We start from the raw sequence: 21,151 nt of genomic DNA, 5'->3' as shown, positions 1-21,151 counted from the left end.
GGGGTGTCGTCGCTCCTCGGGCGTCGCGCGCATCGGGCCGGTGGCAGTCCTTCGGCTGCTCACGAGCCGCCGAGCTGGGTGTCGAGATAGGCGAGGAACTCGTCGTCGCTCGCCGTGTCGAGCCGGTCCAGGGCATCGGAGTCCGGCTCACCGGCGTGGCGGGCCGCGCCGTCGTGCGCCGGTGCCGGCGGCACTGCGTTCAGCCGTGCGGCGGCGTCCCGCAACCGCTGCGAGACGCTGCCCCGCATCCCCTCGCCGGCCTCCGCTGACCCGTCCTCGGCGAACCTGGTCAGCTCCTCCTCCAGCCGGTCCAGCTGGGCGAGGATCCGCAGGATCCGGGTGTCGGCGTCGCCGCCGCCGTCCATTTCCTCCCGCAGATGCCCGACCAGCGCCGCCGGGGTCGGGTGGTCGAACGTCAGGGTGGCCGGGAGCCGCAGACCGGTGGCGCGTTCCATGCGGCCGCGGAACTCGACCGCGCTCAGCGAGTCGAAGCCGAATTCGGCGAAGGGGCGGTCCGGTTCGACCGCTTCGGGCCCCGGGTAGCCGAGCACATCGGCCACCTGACCGCGGACCAGGAGCGAGAGCGCGGCGCCGCGCTCGGCCTCGGACATCCCCGACAGTCGCCGCGACAGCGCGTCGGCCGCGCCCCGGTCCTCGGGCGCCGCGTCGCGGTCCGCCCGGTCCGCCCCGCCCGGGGCGCCGGGGGCGCCGGGCAGCAGGCCGCGCAGCGGCGGCGGTACGGACCGCGGGTCGGCGTGCCGGGCGAGGGCGGCCGGGTCGAGCCGGATGGGCATCAGCTGCGGGGCGTCCGCGCCCGCCGCCAGGTCCAGCAGGGTCAGCCCGTCGGCCGCGGTCAGCGGCCGGATGCCCGTACGGTCCATGCGGCGGCGGTCGGCGTCGGTCAGCGAGCCGCCCATGCCCGCTCCTCTCCCGGCGTCCTCCCACAGGCCCCAGGCGAGCGATACGGCGGGCAGGCCGCGGCGCGCGCGGTGCTGTGCAAGGGCGTCCAGGAAGGCGTTGGCCGCCGCGTAGTTGGCCTGGCCGGGCCCTCCGAGCACTCCGGCGGCGGAGGAGAACAGCACGAACGCCGACAGCTCCATGCCCTCGGTCAGCTCGTGCAGATGCCAGGCCGCGTCCGCCTTGGGACGCATCACGGCGTCGAGCCGTCCGGGCGTCAGGTCGGCCACCAGACCGTCGTCGAGCACACCCGCCGCGTGCACGACGGCGGACAGCGGATGGGCCGCGTCCACGGTGTCCAGTAGCGCGGCGAGCGCCGTGCGGTCGGACGCGTCGCACGCGGCCGTGGTGACATGGGCGCCGAGCCCGGTCAGCTCCGCTTCCAGCGCCGCGGCGCCCGGCGCGGCGGGCCCGCGCCGACTGGTCAGCAGCAGATGCCGTACGCCGTGTTCGGCCACCAGATGACGGGCCACCGGACCGCCCAGGCCGCCCGAGGCGCCGGTGATCAGCACCGTGCCGTCGGCCGGCCAGGGGCCGTTCCGGTCGGCGGCCCCGGGCAGCGCGGCGCGCGCCAGGCGCGGCACCAGTACCGCGCCGTCCCGCACCGCGAGCTGCGTTTCGGCGGGCTGCGTTGCGGCAGGCTGCGGGGAGGCGGCGGACGGCAGCGGCAGGGCGGCGAGCAGGGCCGGTACGGAGGCCGGGGCCCCGTCGAGGTCCGCGAGGACGAACCGCCCCGGGTGCTCGGCCTGGACGGACCGCATCAGCCCCCACACCGCCGCCTGCCCGAGGTCGCCGATGTCCTCGGCGGGCCCGGCGGCCACCGCGCCCCGGGTCACCAGCACCAGGCGCGTACGGGCGAGCCGTTCGTCCGCCGTCCAGGCCCGCACCAGCTCCAGGGTCCGGTGCAGCGCCGTACGGGCGGCCCGCGCCCCCTCTCCGTCGCCGGGACCGCACGGTACGAAGACAACGTCCGGGAGCCGCTCCACGGCGCCGAGCGCGGCCACGTCGGCGTACCCCTCGGCGGAGGCGCCCGACGCGGCGAGGGAGGCCGCCAGGCCGAACGGGTCCGGCCCGAGGACGGCGCAGCTCTCGGGAGCGGACGGATCGGCGGGCGCGGGCGGCTCCGTCCACTCGACGCGGAACAGCGCCTCGGCCGCCGCCCCGCCGGGCGGCGACGCCGGGCGCAGGGCCAGCGACTCCACGGTGGCGACGGGGGCGCCCGAGGCGTCCGTGATACGGACCCCCACCGCGTCCCGGCCCGCCGGGCCGATCCGGACCCGCAGCCGGCCCCCGTCCGCCCCGCCGGGGCACAGCGCGACCCCGCTCCAGGCGAACGGCAGATGGGGCCGGTCCGGGTCGGACAGGAAGCCGCCGTACGCGACGGCGTGCAGCGCCGCGTCCAGCAGCGCCGGGTGGACACCGAACCCGGAGGCGGAGGCGGTGTCCGGGGCCGCGACCTCCGCGTACACGTCGCGGTCGCGCCGCCACACCGCGCGCAGCCCGCGGAAGGCCGGGCCGTAGCCGAGTCCGGCGTCCGCCAGCGCCTCGTACAGCCCGTCGATCGCCACCGGCTCGGCGCCGGGCGGCGGCCACGTGCCGTGCCAGGACGGCTCCTCCGGGGCGTCCGGCTCCGCCGTGCCATCGGCGGCCAGCGTGCCGGCCGCGTGACACGTCCACGGCTCGCCGTCCTCCGCCGCGTCCTCGTTCCGTCCGTGGACGGTGACCTGCCGCCGTCCCGTGGCGTCCGGCGCCCCGGCCGTGACGGTCAGGCGTACGGCGCCCCGCTCGGGCAGCGGCAGCGGCGCCGCGAGGGTCAGCTCCGCCAGCCGGGGGCTGCCGACCCGGGCGCCCGCGGACGTCACCAGCTCGACGAACGCGGTGCCCGGCAGCAGCGCCGTGTCCGCGACCCGGTGGTCGGCCAGCCACGGGTGGTCGGTCACCGACAGCCGGGCCGTGAAGAGACGGCCGCCGTCGGGGAGTTCGATGGCTGTGTCCAAGAGGGGGTGATCGAGGGTGCCGGACGTGGCCCGGGCCCGGCCTGTCGCCGCGGCGGGCGGGTCGATCCAGCAGCGGACGCGCTCGAAGGGGTAGCCGGGCAGCGGCAGCCGCCCCGGGGACGTCCCGCCGTACAGCGGGGCGAAGTCCACGTCGGCCCCGGTGACCCAGGCCCGCGCGAGCACCTCCAGATCGCCGCGTTCGGCGGCGGTGCGCAGATCGGACGGCGCGGGATGGCTGGCCGACCGGTCGCGCCGGCCGCGGTGGGTGCCGGGCGGAAGGGAACCGTCGTCGAGGTGGCGGGTGAGCCGCTCGGCGAGCTGTGCCGGGCCGGACGCGATGACCGCCAGCCGCTCGTCCATGGCGTCGCGGCCCTGCTGGAGGGTGAAGGCGAGGGCGTCGGGGTCGATGCCGTCCGGCGGCGCGGCGGCGCCGGGCCCGTCCGCGTGAGGAGGCCCGGAGGTCCCGTAGCGCTCGGACAACCGCGCCGCCAGCGAGCGCGGGGTGGCCTCGCCGTCCACGAAGGACGGCGGCAGCTCGACCCCCAGCTCCTCCTCGATCCGCTGCCCCACCACGGCCAGCGCCATGTAGTCCAGGCCGAGTTCGGCCAGCGACTCGTCCGGCGCCGGGACCGCCGCCGGGCCGCCGTACACCTCGCGCAGGATCCGCGCGAGGACGGCCCCGACGGTCCCGACAGCCGCTGCGTCCCTGGCGCTCCCCGGGTGTTCGGTGCGGGGGGCCGTGAAGTCCGCGAAACGGCGCAGCAGGGCCTTGAGCCGACCCTCGTTCTTGGCCGAGAACACATACAGCCGGTCCCGCCCGTCCCCGGAGCCCGCCCGCGGCCGCGCGGGCCGGGGGTACTCCTCCAGGATCAGATGCGCGTTGGCGCCCCCGGCCCCGAAGGAGCTGATGCCCGCCCGCAGCGGCATCCCCTCACCGGCGGGCCGCCAGGCGGCGCGCTCGCGCTGGACGTGGAACGGCGAACGGTCCCAGTCGATGGCCGTGTTCAGCTCGCCGGCGTGGAGCGAAGGGGCCAGCTCGCGGTGGCGCAGCTGGAGCACCACCTTGGTGACGGCGGCGATCCCGGCCGCCGACTCCAGATGGCCGACGTTGGACTTCACCGAGCCGACGGGGATCCGGACGTCCCGTGCCCCGCATGCGGCGAACGCCTTCTCCAGGCCCGCGATCTCGATGGGGTCGCCGAGCGAGGTTCCGGTGCCGTGCGCCTCGATGTAGCCGAGGGTCGCGGGGTCGACGCCCGAACGCCGGAAGGAGTCGGTCATCAGCCGGGCCTGCGCCCCCGGGTCGGGGACGGAGAAACCACCCGTGCGCCCGCCGTGGTTGAGCGACCGGCCGCGCACCACCGCGTACACGTGGTCGCCGTCGCGCAGGGCGTCCCGCAGCGGTCGCAGCAGGACGGCGCCCACGCCCTCGCCGGGCACATAGCCGTCGCCGCCCTCGCCGAAGCTGCGGCAGCGCCCGTCCGTGGACAGGAACGACGACTGCCCCAGCAGCAGGTACTTGTTCGGATGCACGGCGAGGTTGACGCCCCCGGCCACCGCCGCCTCGCACTCGCCGCGCAGGATGCTCTCGCACGCCTGGTGGATCGCGGTGAGCGAGGACGAACACATGGTGTCCAGCGCGATGCTGGGCCCGCGGAGGTCGAAGAAGTACGAGACGCGGTTGGCGATGGCGGCGTTGAACGACGAGGGGACGAGCCCCGCCGGCTCGTCCGGCCCCCGGACGCCGAAGAGCTGGTACTGGTTGTACATCACGCCCACGTACACCCCGACCGAGCGGCCCTTCCACCGGGCCGGGGCGTGCCCGGAGTCCTCGAAGGTGTGCCAGACGGTCTGCAGGAACAGCCGCTCCTGCGGGTCGATGATCGCGGCTTCGTTGGGCGAGATGTGGAAGAAGAGGGGGTCGAACTCGTCGATGCCGTCCAGGAATCCTCCCCAGCGGCCGTAGGTGCGGCCCGGGGTGCCCGGCTCGGGGACGTAGATCGCGTCGTGGTCCCAGCGGTCGGCGGGGATCCCGGTGATGGAGTCCCTGCCGTCCCGCAGGTTGCGCCAGAAGTGCTCCACGTCCTCGGCCTGGGGGTAACGGCCGCTGATGCCGACGATGGCGATGGCGTCGCCGTCGGCACCGTCCCCCTCGTGGACGACGGTGGCGACGGGCTGGGCGGGTTCGAGGGCCAGCTGCTGGAAGGCGTGCGCATGGGCGGCGATCGATGCGAGCACCCGCTCGCGCCGCCCCGCGACGGCGATCACATGGCTGGGGCCACCGGCCAGCGCGGACAGCAGGATGCCGGTCCCGGCCGCCTCGTCCAGCGGCTCCATCCCCATGGACCGCAGCCCGTCCGCCGCGCTCTCGGACAGCCCCATGCCTCCGCCGCTCCAGGCGGGCCAGCCGATCGACACGGTACGGCCCTGCCGGGCGGTACCGGCCGTACGCCGGGTCCGCTGCTCGGCGAAGGCGTCGAGGAAGGCGTTGGCACAGGCGTAGTCGGTCTGACCGGCGTTGCCCCAGGACGCGGCGGTGGAGGAGCACAGTACGAAGAAGTCCAGCGGCTCGTCCCCGAGCGCGTGGTCCAGATGCAGGGTCCCGGCCACCTTGGCCGCCATCACGGCCTCGGCGTCCGCCGCCGTCTTGCCCGCCGCCATGCCGTCGCGGAGCACGCCCGCCGCGTGGATGACGCCGTGCAGATCGCCGAATCGCCGCCGGGCGGCGTCGATCAGCGACGCCACGTCCTCGGCGCGGGAGACGTCGGTGACCCGGTACAGCACCTCGGCGCCCAGCCCCGACAGCTCGTCGACGCGGCGCCGGCCCTCGGCGTCGAGCGGAGAGCGGCCGCACAGCACCAGCCGGGCCCGGTGGCGCCGGGCCAGGAAGCGCGCGAACGCCAGCCCCACACCGCCGAGTCCGCCGGTGATGAGGTAGACGCCGCCCTCGCGCGGGGCGGCCGCAGGGGACGCCGTGGGGTCCGCGGCCCCGGCCGGGCGGTAGCGGCGTACGGTGCGCCTGCCACCGACGAGGCGCACGTCCACGTGGTCGTCGTCGTACAGCTCCGCCACGACCCGCTCGGCCGCCTCCCCGGGAGGCACATCGAGTTCGAGCAGCTTGGCGCGGATCCCGGGGTGTTCGAGGCGGAGGCTCTTGAACATCCCGCTCAGCGCGCGCAGCGACGCGAGCCCGTCCGCCTCGGGCGTCGGCAGACAATGGACGAGGCGTACGTCGCGCCGCCCCGGCAACCGCACCAGGGCGGCGGTGAAGTGCAGCAGCGCGGTGAACTCGTCCCGCAGGACGCGCTGGTCCGCGTCGGAACGCCCGTCCTGCCCGGCCGGGGCCGGGCACCACAGGACCTCGCCGGGGAGCGCGCCGCGCTCCGCCAGCCGTGCCAGCAGGCGCCGCCAGTGCTCGGCCGACGCCGGGTCGAGCCGGAAGGTGCCGCCGTCCTCGGCGAACGCGTCGCCGAAGGCGACGCGTATCGACCGGCTCGACGGGCTCGACGGGCCGGTCGGGGCGGTGAGCCGCCCGGCCGGGTCGATCAGCAGCCGGGGGTTCGCCGGGGCGCCGTCGGGCACGGCCGGGAACGGCGCCTCCTCCCAGCGGCCTTCCAGATACAGCACATCGGGGCTGGGGTGCGGCGGGTCCTGCTCGGGCGGGATCTGTACGGGCGGGGCGTCCTGGCGCGGGGCCGAGGCCGGGACCGGGGCCGGCACCACGTCGCCGACCGTCTCGTGGAGATGGGCGGCCAGGCTCTCGATCGTGTTGAACTCGAACAGGAGCGTCGGATACAGCTCCGTCGACAGGGCCGACTCCAGTTCCTTGACCACGGCGAGCAGGGCGGTGGAATCCAGCCCCAGTTCGTAGAAGCCGCGCTCCGGGTCGAGGTCGCCGGTGGCGTCCCCGAGCCGGGCGGCCAGCAGGGAACCGATGAGGTCGCGCATTGCCCCGACGCCCGCGGCCGGTGGGGGCGCGGACGCCTCCGCCTCCGCCGGAGGGGCAGGCGGCGCCGTACCGGCCGGGCGGGCCAGCTCGGTGATGGCATCGGCCGCCCGTACCCGCTTGGACGTCAGCCCGTGCAGCCACATCTGCAGCATGCCGTCGGCATCGTAGAAGTCCAGGTCGCACGCGTTCAGATCGGCGCCCTGGCCCGCGTAGCGCGGCGGCCGGACGTGGACGTGGTTGTCGCGCCCTGCGGCCCGGCGGGCGCGGAACGACTCGATGTAGAGGGGGATGTACGGCTTGCGGTCCTCGGGCGCGATCTCCCCGAAGCGCTCGGTGAACGCCTCGGCGAACTGCGACGGCAGCAGGGTGGAGGAGTCCAGGCAGGCCGGGTGCAGATGGAAGTAGTCCAGGTAGGCGGCCGCGGCGGGGCTGACCGAGAGGTCCGCGAGCAGTTCGCCGTCCGCGACGTGGAGGGTGCCGCGCCCGCGCATGAAGTCGCCGTGGACGATCCCCGCCGCCCGCACGGTCCGGTACAGCTCCGCCATGTCCGCCGTGCGCTCGCCCCGGGCGCGCAGCTCGTCGAGGTCCACCCGCTGCCGGGGGAAGGGCTCGCCGAGGTGGAGTTCGCAGGACATGACGGCGGACGGGACGCCCCGGCCGCCGTCGTGCGCCAGCGGGACGCCGTGCACGGTGATGCCGTGGTGCCCGGCCTCGGCCGTGAACCGGATCTCCAGCTCGGTGTCGAACTCCCCGCTCGCGGCCACCGCCTGCGTGAAGAGGATCCGCCGCAGCTCGGCGGTCTCCGTGTCCACGCCCCTGCTCAGCAGGATCCGGTAGATCAGGTCGAGGAACGAGACGCCGGGCAGGATGCTGGTGCCGTGCACGGTGTGGTCCCGCATCACCGGATCGGTGGCGCGGACCAGGACGGTGCACGTCAGCCCGTCGAACGCGTGCCGTGTGGTGCTCAAGAGTCGTCCTCCGGGAAGCGCAGCTCGAAGAAGGGGGCGGCGCGCCCGGCGGGCGTCGCGGCGGTCTCGGCGGAGCCAGAGGCAGCGCCGACGGCAGTGCCAGGGGCGTCGAACCAGAACCGGCGGCGCCGGTACCGGACCGGGCCCAGCGGCGTACGGCGCTCCGGGTGCCGGGTCCGCAGGGCGGGATCCAGCCCGCTGAGGATCATGTGGGCGTTGGTGCCGCCGAAGCCGAACGAGCTGACCCCGGCCCGGCGGACACCGTTCCGCCCCCGCCACTCGGTCAGCCGGCGCACCGGGTAGAACGGCGATTCGTCGAACCGGAAGCGCGGGTTGGCCCGTTCGCAGTTCAGGGTGGGCGGCAGCTGCCCGTGCCGGATCGACAGGATCACCTTGATCAGCCCGGCGATCCCGGCCGCGCTCAGCAGATGGCCCACATTGGTCTTCACACTGCCCACGCCGCAGAAGTCGGCCTCTTCGGTCGTCTCGCGGAACACCGCCGTCAGCGCCTTGAGTTCCATGGGATCGCCGATCATGGTGCCTGTGCCATGGGCCTCGACGTACGAGACCGTCCCGGCATCCACCCCGGCGACCCGCAGCGCCTCCGAGATCACCTCGCGCTGTGCCTCCGGGTTGGGAGTGGTGATGCCCATCGTGCGGCCGTCGTTGTTGACCGCGCTGCCGTCGATCACCGCATGGATCCGGTCCCCGTCGCGCAGGGCGTCGTCCAGGCGCTTGAGGAGCAGCACGCCCGCTCCCTCGCCCAGCACGATGCCGTCGGCCTTCTCGTCGAAGGTGTGGCAGCGGCCGGTCGGGGACAGCGCGCGGCCCTCGCTCATCCCCACGAAGGGGATCTGGTCGAGCAGGATCTCCACCCCGCCCGCCAGCGCCATCTCGCATTCGCCCGACCGCAGGCTCTGGGCCGCCAGATGCACGCTCACCAGGGAGGACGAGCACGCCGAGTCCACCACCATGTTGGGGCCGCGGACGTTGAGGAAGTGCGAGACATGGGCGGCGATGAAGTTCTGCGCCATGCCGCTGATGCTCCCGCCCGAAGCGGCGTGGTACTGGCCGAAGTTGGAGGTACGGGAGCCGGCGAAGACGCCGACCCGGCGGCCGGCGACCTCCGCCTGCTCGATCCCGGCGTCGTGCAGGCACTCCGCCGAGACCTCCAGGAACTGCCGGACCAGGGGGTCCAGCCGGGGAGCCTCGGCCTCGGCCATCCGGAAGTACTCCGGGTCGAAGTCCTCGATCCCGTCCAGGAAGCCGCCCCACTTGCTGATGCTCCTGCCCGGCCGGTGGTCGGCGGAGTAGAAGCGGTCCACGTCCCAGCGCGATGCCGGAACCTCGGTGACGGAGCCGGTGCCCGCCGCCAGGTTCCGCCAGTACGCCTCCTGGTCGGGGGCTCCGGGAAAGTGACAGGCGAGACCGATCACCGCGATCTTCCCGGTGGCTCCGGGCTCGGCCTTGGCGGGTTCCGCGGCGGCGGGCTCCGACACGGCGACGGGCCGCTCGGCGACGGGCTCCGCGGCGGCGGGCTCGGGCACCGTGGCCCCCTCCGCGAGCAGATGGGCCGACAGCGCCCGCAGCGTGGGGTGTTCCAGGAACGCCGAGGGCTCCACGGTGGTCCCGACGCCCCGTTCCACCTCGGCCAGCAGCTGCGCGATCATGATCGAGTCCACGCCGAGGTCGGCGAAGCCGGCGTCCGGGTCCAGCTCGCTCTCGGCCAGCCGTAGCTGACGGGAGAAGATGCCGGTCAGCAGGGACAGCAACGCGTCATACGACGCACCGGGCGCGTCCGGCACGACGGCGGCAGCCGGTGCCCCCTGAACCGGTGCTGCCTGAACCGGTGCTGCCGGGGCCGGTGCCGCCGGGACGGGCAGCTTCAGCAGCCGGTCCGCGTCGTAGCGCTCCGGATCCACCAGGCACGGCATCAGCACCGGGTGTCCGGGCACCGCGAGGGCCCGGTGCAGCAGCGCGAGGCCCGCGTCCGCCGGCAGGGTCCGCAGCCCCAGGTCCCGGTACGCGTCGGTGGTCACCTCGGGCATCCCCATCGACCGCCAGCTCGGCCATTGCAGCGAGCGGAAGCAGTCGCGGCCGGTCGCCGCCTGGTAGGCGGCGAATCGGTCCAGGAAGGAGTTGGCGAGGGCGTAGTCGCTGATCCCCGCCGCCAGGACCGGCGCCTCCGCGGACACCGACGAGGACAGGACGAAGAAGCGGAGCGGATCGTCGGCCAGCGCCGCGCTCAGTTCCCGCAGACCGGCGACCTTGGGTTCGAGGACCGTCCGCATCTCGTCGACGCTCTTGCCGACGAAGGCGGGGTTCGCGGTGAGGCCGAGGCCCGCGCAGTGCACGACACCGGCGATCGGCCCGGACCGGGCGCGCACGGCGGCCAGCGTGGACCGCAGCCACGCCGGGTCGTCCAGGGCGCCGCACACGACGTCCACGCGCACACCGGGCCGTTCCAGGGCCAGCAGCGGGCGCAGCCGCGCGGTCAGCTCCGGGTCGGTGTCCGGGTCGGCGCACAGCTCCTCCCAGCGCATCCGCTCCGGCAGGGGACGGCGGCCCATCAGGACGAGGGTGTCGGCACCCCGTGCGATCAGGTCGGCGGCGATCGCACGCCCCAGAGCGCCGGTGCCGCCGGTGATGAGCACCGGGCGGCCCCGCAGGCCGTCCCGCCAGTCCGTGGCCGTGGGGTCGGGTTCGACCGGTTCGAGCACCGGCAGGTGGCGGACGCCCTCCCGGTGGCAGGACTCGGGGTCGCCCGGGTCGGCGGCCAGTTCCGCGGCGACGGCGGCACGCAGGGCTCGCGCGTCCAGGGCCCGCGCGTCCAGGTCCACCGTCCGGGCCCGCACCCCCCGGTACTCGGCCGGGAGCATCCGGACCAGGCCGGCGAACGCGGCGCCGCGCAGGGTGGGCCGCTCGGCCCGGAACGTGGTCAGGCCGTGGGTGAGGTGCAGATAGGTCAGGCCGGTGGTGCGGAACCGGGCGACGAGTTCCTGGGCGAGGACCACCCGCGCCCAGCTCTCCCGCCCCTGCCCGTCCGGCTCGTCCGGTCCGCCCGGTCCGCCCGGTCCGCCCGAAACATCGACGAGATCGACGACCGTGCCGACCCGGGCGCCCTCGGCGAGCACGCGGCGGACGAGGGCGTCTCCCGCCCCGGGGTCGGCGTCCTCGTCGGCGCTCAGGGTGACGACGACGGCGTCGGTCCCGAACGCCTCGCGGGCCAAGGTCTCGTTGGCCGGGGTGGTCAGCACCAGAACGGGTTCACCGGCCGGGAGCACGGCCGTACCGGCCCCGGGCGCGGCGGTGTCCGCCCGCCAGCGCTTGGCGAGCAGCAGTTCGTCCGGTCCCGGCGGACCGGCCGCGGGCGCCTGGGGACGGGCGGCGGCCGGCTCCCGGCCGCCCAGCCAGTGCCGCTCCCGGGCGAACGGATAGACCGGCAGCGAGGCGCGCGGCCCCGGCGCGTCGGCAGGCAGCACCGACCAGTCGATGTCGGCTCCGGCGACCCACAGTTCGGCCACCCGGTCGAGATGCCGGTCCCGCACCATCCGGGTCAGGTACTCCCGCCCTTCGGGCTCGGCCAGCCAGGCGTGCTGGGGCCCGTCCGCCGTGCGCACGGTGCCGGAGAACGCTCCGCGTGCCTTCGACGTGTCGCCGCTCGCGGCGAACTCGGCCAGGGACTCCCCCAGGTCCGCCCGGGAGGCGGCGACGACGGCCAGCCGGGCCGCCATCGGCACCCGCCCCGACCGGGAGGTGCGGGCCAGGGCGGCGAGCGGGGCGCCGTCGGTCTCCCGGGCGAGGAACGCGGCCGTGGCGGCGGCGTAGGCGCGCAGCCGGTCCGGGTTCCTCGCGGAGAGCACGAAGAGCTGCGGCCCGTCGTCCCGCTCGTCCTGCTCACTCCACCGGGGTGCCTCGGCCGCCTCCTCCAGCACGACGTGCGCGTTGACGCCGCCGAAGCCGAAGGAGCTGACGCCGGCGCGGCGCCGCAGCGGGGTGCCGTCGGCGTCCACGGGCCGCCAGTCGCGGGCGGCGAGCACCGGGGCGAAGGGCGTGCCGTCCACCCGGATGAGGGGGTTCAGCCGTTCCACGTGCAAGGTCGCGGGCAGCCGCCGGTGACGCATCGCCAGCAGCACCTTGACCACCCCGGCGACGCCCGCCGCCGGTTCGAGGTGGCCGATGTTGCTCTTGACGGTGCCGAGCCCCACCTCCGTCGCGTCCCCGGCCACGGGCTCCCCGGCCGCCGACCGCTCGTTCGCCGACCGCCGCCAGGCCGTCCGTATGGCGTCCACCTCGACCGGGTCGCCCAGCTCGGTTCCGGTGCCGTGCATCTCCACGTACGAGACGGTCCCGACCGGCAGCCGCGCGTCCCGGTAGGCGGCGGTCAGCAGGTCCGCCTGGGCGTCGGGGTTGGGCGCGGTGAGGGAGGTGGCGTGCCCGCCGTGGTTGACGGCACTGCCCCGGATCACCCCGTGCACCCGGTCGCCGTCGGCGAGGGCGCGGGACAGCGGCTTGAGGACGAGCGCGGCGACGCCCTCGCCCTTGACGTAACCATCGGCGCGGCTGTCCATGGTCTTGCAGCGGCCGTCGGGCGCGAGCACCCCGAGCTGCTGGGCGCTGACGACGGTCTGCGGCGACAGGACGAGGCTGACCCCGCCCGCGATCGCCAGCTCGCTCTCCCCGGACCGCAGCGAGCGGACGGCCCGGTGCAGGGCCACCAGCGAGCTGGAGCAGGCGGTGTCCACGCTTTCGCTCGGGCCCCGCAGGTCGAACAGGTACGAGATCCGGTTGGCCAGCATGGTGCGGGCCAACCCGGCGCCCGCGTAGGCGTTGGGCTCGCCGCTGCCGAGGACCATCGACTCGTAGTCGGTGAACTGGGTGCCGACGAAGACGCACACCGGGCGCCCGGCGAGGGTGTCGGGGCGGCACCCCGCGTCCTCCAGGGCCTTCCAGGTCTCCTCGAGGAAGAGCCGGTGCTGCGGGTCCATGACCTCCGCCTCCAGCGGGGAGATCTTGAAGAACAGCGGGTCGAACCGGTCCACGTCCTCCAGGAATCCGCCCCATCGCGGGGTGCCGGGGAACCGTTCGGCCAGCTCGCGCCAATCCCAGCGCTCGGCCGGGGTCTCACTGATGAGATCGCGGCCCTGGGCCAGGTTCTCCCAGAAGGCGTCCAGATCGGGCGATCCGGGGAAACGGCCGCTCATGCCGACGATCGCGATGGGCTCGTCCGCCGCGCGCTGCTCGGGTGCGGAGACGACGGCGGGGGCGGCCGGGGCGATCACGTCGGTCACATCGGCCGCGGTCTCGTCGGCCGCTTCGGACGGTGAGGCGGTGGGGGCGGCCGGCGCGGGCGCGTGGACCGCGCGCAGCTCCGCGCCGAACTCCGCCACCAGGTGGTCGCCCAGCTTGGCGATCGTGTTGGCCGAGAAGAGCGTGGTGGTCGGCACGTCGATGCCGTACACCTCGCCCAGTTCATGGGAGAACGTCTTGAGCCCGAACGAGTCGAGGCCGTACTCGCCGAAGCCCGCGTCCGCCTCCAGCGCGTCGGCGGGCATGTCCAGCACACCGGACAGCATCCGCCGCAGCTCCGCCACGGCCGCCGTCCTCAGCGCCGCGTCCGTCGGGGCGGCGGCGACGGAAGCCGCGGGGGCGGGCGGCGCCGGGACGGGGACCCGCCTCCGTGCTCCGCGCTCACCGCTCTCGGCGGCCCGCACATGGGCGCGGATCCGCTCCGGGTCGCCGGGGATGGCCATCAGCCGGTCCATGCCGCCGGACAGGGCGAGGTCGAGCACCCGCTCGCCCTCGTCCGTCTCCAGGTAGCGGAAGCCGGTGGTGGCGAGGTAGCGCTCCTCGTCGTCGGCCTCGACGTGCATCCCGCCCTCGCGCCACATCGGCCAGTCGAGGGCGACGGTCCGCCCGCTGCGCCGTCCCAGCGCCCGCAGGCCCTCCCGTTCGGCGGCGAAGCCGTCCAGGTAGCGGGCGCCGACCGCGTAGTCGACGAGGCCGAAGTCGCCCAGGTGGCCGGAGGTCGAGGCGTAGAGGACGAAGAGGTCGAGCGGCTGGTCCCGGGTGGCCTCGTCGAGCGCGCGGGTCCCGTCCACGCGGGGCCGCAGCTGGGCGTGCAGCTCCGTCAGGTCCTTGTCGGGCAGCGGCTGTCCGCTGACCGTTCCGGCCAGGTGGAACACCCCGTGGAGACGGCCCCAACGGGCGCCGATCTCGGTGACCACCTCGGACATCCGGGCGGCGTCGGCGACATCGCCCCGGAAGTAGTCGGCCTCGGCGCCCAGGGCGCGCAGCTCCTCCAGCCGCGCCCGGCCCGCCGCGTCCAGCGGGGAACGGCCGAGCAGGGCCAGCCGGGCCCGGTGGCGGGTGGCGAGGGTGCGGGCGAGCAGCCGTCCGAGACCGCCCAGCCCGCCGGAGATCAGGTAGACGCCGCGGTCCCGCAGGGCCGGTGAGGCGGTGCCCGGCCGGCGTTCGGCGGGGGGAAGTTCGCGCTGGTGCTGGGTGAACCGGACCCCGCCGTCGTGGCGGACCATCCCCGCGTCCAGCCGTTCGGCGGTGAGTTCGGCCAGCAGGGCGCCGGCGTCGTACGGGCCCGCGAAGCGGACCACCGAGTAGTCCGTGCCGGGGGCGATCGCCATGAGCGAGCCCGCGAAGCCGCCCCACGCCTCGGCGAGCGCTGCGTCCCCGTGCTCCCCGGTGGCGACCTGCACCCGCTCCAGAGCCCCGGCGTCCACCGTGAGGACGGCCTTCAGCAGCAGGAACAGCGCCGCGGGGCCGTGTGCGGAGCGCTGGTCCGGGGTGTCGCCGAGCAGCGGCCACAGGTGCGCGATCCGGCCGACCCGGAGACCGCGTTCGTGGAGCGCGCGCAGGAGCTGGACGTAACTCTCGGGCCGGGACGGGTGGATTTCGTACCCGCGCTCGCCGACCCGCCGGAACGCGGTGCCGGGGCGCACCACGACCGTCGTGCCCGGCAGCCGGTCCGCGAGGGCACCGTCGTCGGCGCACAGCACCAGGGTGGTTCCGTCGTAGGCCGGTGCGGCGGCCGGGACCGGGGCCCGGCGCCATGCGGTGCCGAACAGGAGGAGGTCGTCGGGCAGGAGAGGGCCGTCGGACTGCCCGGGCGCCGGTCCGGGCGCCGGCGCGGCGGGTTCCGCGGCCGCGTCCGCGATCCGGTCCGGGGCGGGGAACCAGTAGCGCTCGGTGGCGAACGGGTAGGTGGGCAGCGACCGGCGCCTCGGCGGCGTACGGTACAGCCGCCGCCAGTCGACGGCCGCGCCCTCGACCCAGGCGGCGGCCACCGCGTGGGGATCCGTCTCCTCGGGCCCGTCGAGGACCGGGGGTGTGGCGTCGCGGGCCACGCGTCCGGTCAGCACCCCGTCCCCGCGCCCGGCGAGCCAGTCCCGCAGGCGCGCCCGCGCCTCCTCGCCGTCGTGGGCGACGAAGGCCAGCCGTTCGGCCAGGGCGGGGCGGCCGGTCTGCAGCGTCCAGGCCGTGCCGGTCAGGTCGCCCGCCCAGTCGGCCACGGACGACTCGGACGACTCCGGCGAGGCGACCGGTGCCGAGACGAACGCCCGCGCGTAGGCGCGCAGCCGCTCCGGGTCCCTGGCCGAGAGGGCGAAGACGGCCGGTCCGGGCTCCGCGGGCGGCTCCTGGTCCACGTACTCCTCCAGCACCACGTGCGCGTTCACTCCTCCGTAGCCGAATGAGCTGATCCCGGCACGGCGCGGCAGCTCCTGTCCGTCCGCACCGCGCGGACGCGGCCAGGGCGCGCTGTCCAGCGGTACGTGGAATGGCGAACCGTCCAGCCGCAGATAGCCGTTGAGCTGCCGGACGTTCGGGTTGCCGGGCAGCCGGCGGTGCCGCAGCGACAGCACGGCCCGCACCAGGGCGGCGATCCCGGCGGCCGGTTCCAGGTGGCCGATGACGTTCTTGAGCGCCGCGAGCGCGCAGTGCGGCTCCTCCGGCGCCGGGTGGCCCGCGCGCTCGTACAGCGTGGCGAACGCCTGCCGCAGGCCGCCCACCTCGGCCGGATCCCCGATGACGGTGCCCGTGCCGTGGGTCTCGATGTAGCCGATGCTGCGCGGGTCGACGTCGGCCTTGCGGTGCGCGGCGACGATGACCTCGGCCTGGGCCGGCGGGTTGGGCGCGGTGAGCGAATTGGCCCGCCCGCCGTGCCCCACGGCGGTGCCGCGCAGCACGGCGTGGACCGGGTGACCGTCGGCGAGCGCCTTGCTCAGCCGCATCAGCACCACGGCCCCGACGCCCTCGCCGCGCACGTATCCGCTCGCGTCCTTGTCGAAGGCCCGCCCCACGCCGTCGGGGCTGAGCATGCCCGCGCGTTCCAGGGAGGCGAAGCCGACGGGCGACAGGAGCACGCTGACGCCCCCCGCGATCACCGTGTCGCAGTGCCCGAGTTCCAGGGCCTCGGCGGCGCGGTGCAGGGCCACCAGGGAGCTGGAACAGGCGGTGTCGACCGGCTCGCTGGGTCCCCGCAGGTCGAGGTGGTACGAGACGCGGTTGGCCAGCATCGAGGGGGTCAGACCGGTCGACGCGTAGGCGTCCACCTTCGCTCCTGAACGCTGGACCAGCTCCGCGTACTCGGAGGCGCCCACACCGACGAACAGGCCGGTCCGGGTTCCCGCCAGGGCCCCGGGGTCGATCCCGGCGTCCTCGATCGCCGTCCACACGGTGGTGAGCAGCAGCCGCTGCCGGGGGTCCATCCAGGCCGCCTCGCGGGGCGAGATGCCGAAGAACAGCGGGTCGAAGCGGTCGATGCCCGGCATGAAGCCACCGCGGTTCACCCGGGTGCGGTCCGGGGCTTCGGCGGGGTCGCCGTGCACCGCCCGCCAGTCCCAGCGGTCCGCGGGCACCTCGGAGACGAGGTCGCCGCCGCGCTCCAGGTTGGCCCAGAAGGCGTTCAGGTCGGGCGACTCGGGCAGGGTCCCGGCCATGCCGACGATCACCACCGGGTCGTCGTCGGCGGGGGCGGGCCGGGGCGCGGTGGCGGGCTCGGGCTGCCGGTCACCGGCCGGCTCCTCGGCGCTTTCCCGCCACAGGTGGGCGGTGAGCGCTGCCGGGGTCGTGGCCTCCAGGAACAGGTCCGGGGTGACCGTCACGCCGAAGTCCCGGCTCACTTGGTCGGCGAGCTTGATGAGGCTGAGCGAGTCCAGGCCGTGGGCGTGGAAGGTCAGCTCCGGGTCCAGCTCGGCGGCGTCGAAACCGGTCAGCCCCGACAGCAGTTCCAGCACCCGTTCCCCGAGCCGCGACGGCGGCCCGGCGGCGGCCGTGGTGGGGCCGGCGGGGGCGACGGGCCGCGCGGGGTCGTCCGCTCGTGCTGTGCTCCGGGCCGCGATCCAGGTGCGTTCCCGCGCGAACGGATATCCGGGGAGGGACATCGGCCGCGGCGGGGACGGGTAGAGCCCGGCCCAGTCGAATTCCTCCCCGTCCGCCCAGCGCCGCGCCAGCCGGTCGAGTTCCGCGGCCGACGCGGCGGCGTCCACGGGCAGGAGCGTGGGGCGCAGCCACGTCTCGCCGCGCACCCGGCCCCGGTGGACGCCCGGTACGTGCTCGTCCCCCTGGGCGAAGCGGCGCAGCGCGTCGCACAGTTCGTGCACGCCGGAGGCGACCAGGGCCAGCCGCTCCCCCATGGCCTCGCGGCCCGCCTGGAGCGTCCAGGCCAGGCGATCGAGATCCACGGCGGCAGCGGCGGCCGGGCGCCGGGTGGGCGCGGCCGGCTCGGCGGGCCCGGCCAGTGCCGAGGCCACCTGGCCCAGCGTCATCTGCGTGTGCAGGGTCTCGGGACGCACCCGGCCGGCGTCGAGGCCGTACCGGTCCGCGACCCGGCGCACCAGGTCGAGCACCGCCATCAGGTCCAGGCCGAGGTCGGCCAGCGGCTCGTCCTGGGTGGCGCCCGCCACGCCCGCGAGGCGGGCGAGTTCGGCGGCGTACTCGCTCTCGTTTCCGTGCTCGCTTCCGTACTCGTCCCCGTTCTCGTACGAGGACGCGCCCAAGAAGGCGTGCAGGTCGGCGGCGACCGCGCGCAGCCGGTCCTGATCCCGCGCGGAGAGCACGAACAGCCGGGGTCCGCTCCTCCCGCCCACGGCTTCCGCCGGCTCGGGCGGCTCCTCCAGGACGAGGTGGGCGTTGGAGCCGCCCGCGCCGAAGGCGCTGATGCCCGCGCGCAAGGGCCCGTCGTCCGTGCGCCAGGCGGCCCGGGTGCGCTGCACCTCGAACGGCACACCGGCCCAGTCGATCTTGGAGTTGAGGCGTTCGGCGTGCAGCGAGGGCACCAACTCCCGGTGGCGCATCTGGAGCAGCACCTTGGTGAGCGCCGCCACGCCGGCCGCCGACTCCAGATGGCCGACGGCGGACTTGAGCGAGCCCAGCGCGATCTTCGGCGCGCCGTCCGGCCGCCCGCCGAACGCCCGTACCAGGCCGGCCATCTCGGTCGGATCGCCCAGGGCGGTACCGGTGCCGTGGGCCTCGATGTACGACACCGTGCCCGGGCCGGTGCCCGCCCGGCGCAGCGCCTGGGAGACCAGCTCGCCCTGCGCCACCGGATTGGGCACGGAGTAACCGCTGGTCTTGCCGCCGTGGTTGAGGGCGCTGCCCAGGATCACGCCGTGGATCCGGTCGCCGTCGCGCTCGGCGTGTTCCAGGGGCTTCAGCAGGACGGCGCCGACGCCCTCGCCCGGGACCATGCCGTCGCCGCCCTCGCCGAAGCTGCGGCAGCGCCCGTCGGTGGAGGTGAATCCGCCCGCGGCGAGCAGGCCGTACTTGCGCGGGTGCACGGCGAGGTTGACGCCGCCCGCCAGCGCGTAGTCGGCGTTGCCGAGCAGCAGCGCCTCACAGGCCAGGTGGATGGCGCTGAGCGACGAGGAGCACATGGTGTCGACGGCCAGGCTCGGGCCCTGGAAGTCGAAGAAGTACGACACGCGGTTGGCGATCGAGGAGTAGCCCATGGACCCGGCCAGGCCGTCCTCGGTCTCGTACAGCTGGTAGTGGCCGTACATGACGCCGACGTAGACCCCGACCGTGGCGCCGCGCAGCCGGGCGCGCGGGTAGCCCGCGTCCTCCAGGGTGTGCCAGGCCGTCTGGAGGAACAGACGCTCCTGCGGATCGGTCAGCTCGGCCTCGTTGCGGGACATCTGGAAGAAGCGCGGGTCGAACTCGTCGATGCCATCGAGGAATCCGCCCCACCGGCTGATCGGCGCCCCGTCGATCCGGGTGTGCTCGCGCCAGTCCCAGCGGTTCTCGGGAACCTCGCCGACGCAGTCACGGCCCGCGCCGAGGTTGTCCCAGAACGCGTCGAGATCGCGCGCCTTCGGATAGCGGCCCGCCACCCCGACGATGGCGATCCCGCCCGTGAGCGGCCCGGACGCGGGGCCGGTTCCGGACGCGGGCTCGCCGCGGGGCGCGGGCTCGATGACCCGCACGGGCTCGGAGCGGGGCGCGGGCTCGGGCTCGTGCCGGGCCTCGGGCAGCAGCTCGGCGCGCAGCGCTTCCGCATGGTGCTCGAGGAAGTAGTCGACGAGCCTGCCGATCGTGGAGTACTCGAACAGCAGCGTGGCGGGCAGCGACCCACCCGTGGCGGCCGCCAGCCGGTCGACGATCCGCGGCGTGGTCAGCGAGTCGATCCCGAAGTTCTCGAACGTCTCCTCCGGGAACAGCCGGTCCTCCGGCACCTGGAGGATCTCGGCGAAGGGCCGCTTCACGAACGTCTCGACGGCCTGCCGCAGCGCGTCGCCCGTCCCGCCCGGCCGGGCAGGGCCCGGAGCGGTGGGGGCCGCCACGGCGGCGGTGCCGGAGACAGCCGCCGGGGTCACCGGTTCCGGCGCCGCGCCGGAGCCGCGCTCGGCGATCACCACGCACTGGGTGTGCCCCTCGTCCGCCGGGACCGCCCGGCTGCGCGCGAACCCCGCCATGGCCAGCGCCCGTTCCCAGCCCTCGCCCGACAGCAGCGGCGAACCGGGCAGCCGCAGATGGGCGTCCTTGTTCAGCCACCAGCCGTCGAGCAGGCCGAAGGTGAGCGTGGTGGTGATGACGTTCTGGCTGGCCTCGTTGAGGACGAGCCACCCCCCGGGCCGCAGGAGGGAGCGGACCCGTTCGAGCGTGGCCAGCAGATCGTCGGTGGCGTGCAGCACGTTGGCGGCGATCACCACGTCGAACCCGCCGGGCTCGAAGCCCTGGTCCCCCGGGTCGCGGCCCGCGTCCAGCTTGCGGAACTCCACGAACGGGTACTGCGCGCCGAAGCGTTCCCGGCCGTGCTGGAGGAACGCCATGGAGATGTCCGTGTAGACGTACCGCAGGTCCTCGCCGAGCCGGGCGAGTTCGGGCAGGACGACGGCGGTGGTGCCGCCGGTGCCGGCGCCCACCTCGAGGACCGACAGCGGCCGGCCGCCGTCCCCGGACCGCGCCCGCTCCGCCAGGTAGCGTGCGCCTGCCGAGATCACCAGGTCGTTGGCGCGGTCGACCACCGGACTGCCCCGGTAGGCGCCCTCCACGAGGGCGGTGGAGCCTCCGGGGAACATCACGTCCGTGGCCCGCACCTCGCCCCGCAGGACCGGGAACAGGTTGCGCATGCAGGGGCCGAGCAGCCGGTCGAAGCGGTTGAGGGCGTCGTGCCGGTCGCACAGCCCGGTCAGCTCCGCCTCCGGGTCGGCGGCGGGCCGCCGCCCGGTCACGGTCAGCGCGCCGCCTTCCTCGCGCAGCCCGCCGTGGACCGTCAGGACGCGGAGCAGCTCCGCGAACAGCCGGCGCTGGCCCGGCCGTACGCCGAGCCGGCCGGCCAGCTCCTCCTCCGTCCAGCGCTCGTCCGGGGTGCGGAAGACCCCGTTCTCGCGGAAGAGCAGCCACAGCCAGTCCAGCATGACGCGGTCCAGGTGAGCGCTGACCTCCTGGGTGAGCAGCCGGTCCACCGGCGGCCTGGCCGCCAGCTCGTCCACGATGGCGAATGCCCCCGCCCGCGCGGCCGCCGACGCGTCCCCGCCGCCGGTGTCCGCGAAGTCCACGCCCGCGGACTCCAGCACCTCACGGCTGGCCTTGGTGACCAGCAGCTGCCGCTCGTGGTGGCCCAGCAGGTGGTCCACCGCGGCCATCCCCTCCGCCGGGGTGATCGAGAAGATTCCGCTGCGGGCCAGCCGCTCCCGGTAGCGGTCCTCGGCGACGATGCCGACGGTCCCCCAGAAGCCCCAGTTGACGACCCGTACGGCGGCATCGAGACGGGACCCGAGGAAGTGCGCGAAGGAGTCCTCGAAGGTGGAGCCCGCCGCGTAGTT

2 protein-coding genes (1 of these 2 cut by a window edge) are annotated in these 21,151 nt (G+C 75.3%); both read right to left on the bottom strand.

Annotated elements, in window-relative coordinates; translation table 11 throughout:
* Positions 1-59: 59 nt before the first annotated feature.
* A complete protein-coding gene (locus ACH4SI_RS24825; protein ID WP_398299109.1) occupies positions 60-7,871 on the bottom strand; it encodes an SDR family NAD(P)-dependent oxidoreductase in 7,812 nt (2,603 codons plus the stop codon).
* A protein-coding gene (locus tag ACH4SI_RS24820; RefSeq protein ID WP_398299107.1) for an SDR family NAD(P)-dependent oxidoreductase crosses the window boundary here: on the bottom strand, positions 7,868-21,151 show its 3' portion. 7,134 nt of this gene lie beyond the right edge of the window; the window shows 13,284 of its 20,418 coding nt (coding positions 7,135-20,418); its start codon lies off the right edge, out of view; the stop codon is at positions 7,868-7,870. The genes ACH4SI_RS24825 and ACH4SI_RS24820 overlap by 4 nt, the downstream gene beginning before the upstream one ends.

This window comes from Streptomyces sp. NPDC021212 (genome assembly GCF_044332925.1).
GTDB lineage: Bacteria > Actinomycetota > Actinomycetes > Streptomycetales > Streptomycetaceae > Streptomyces.
Note: the sequence above shows the minus strand (reverse complement) of the source record. Positions and strands in the feature narration are given on the sequence as shown.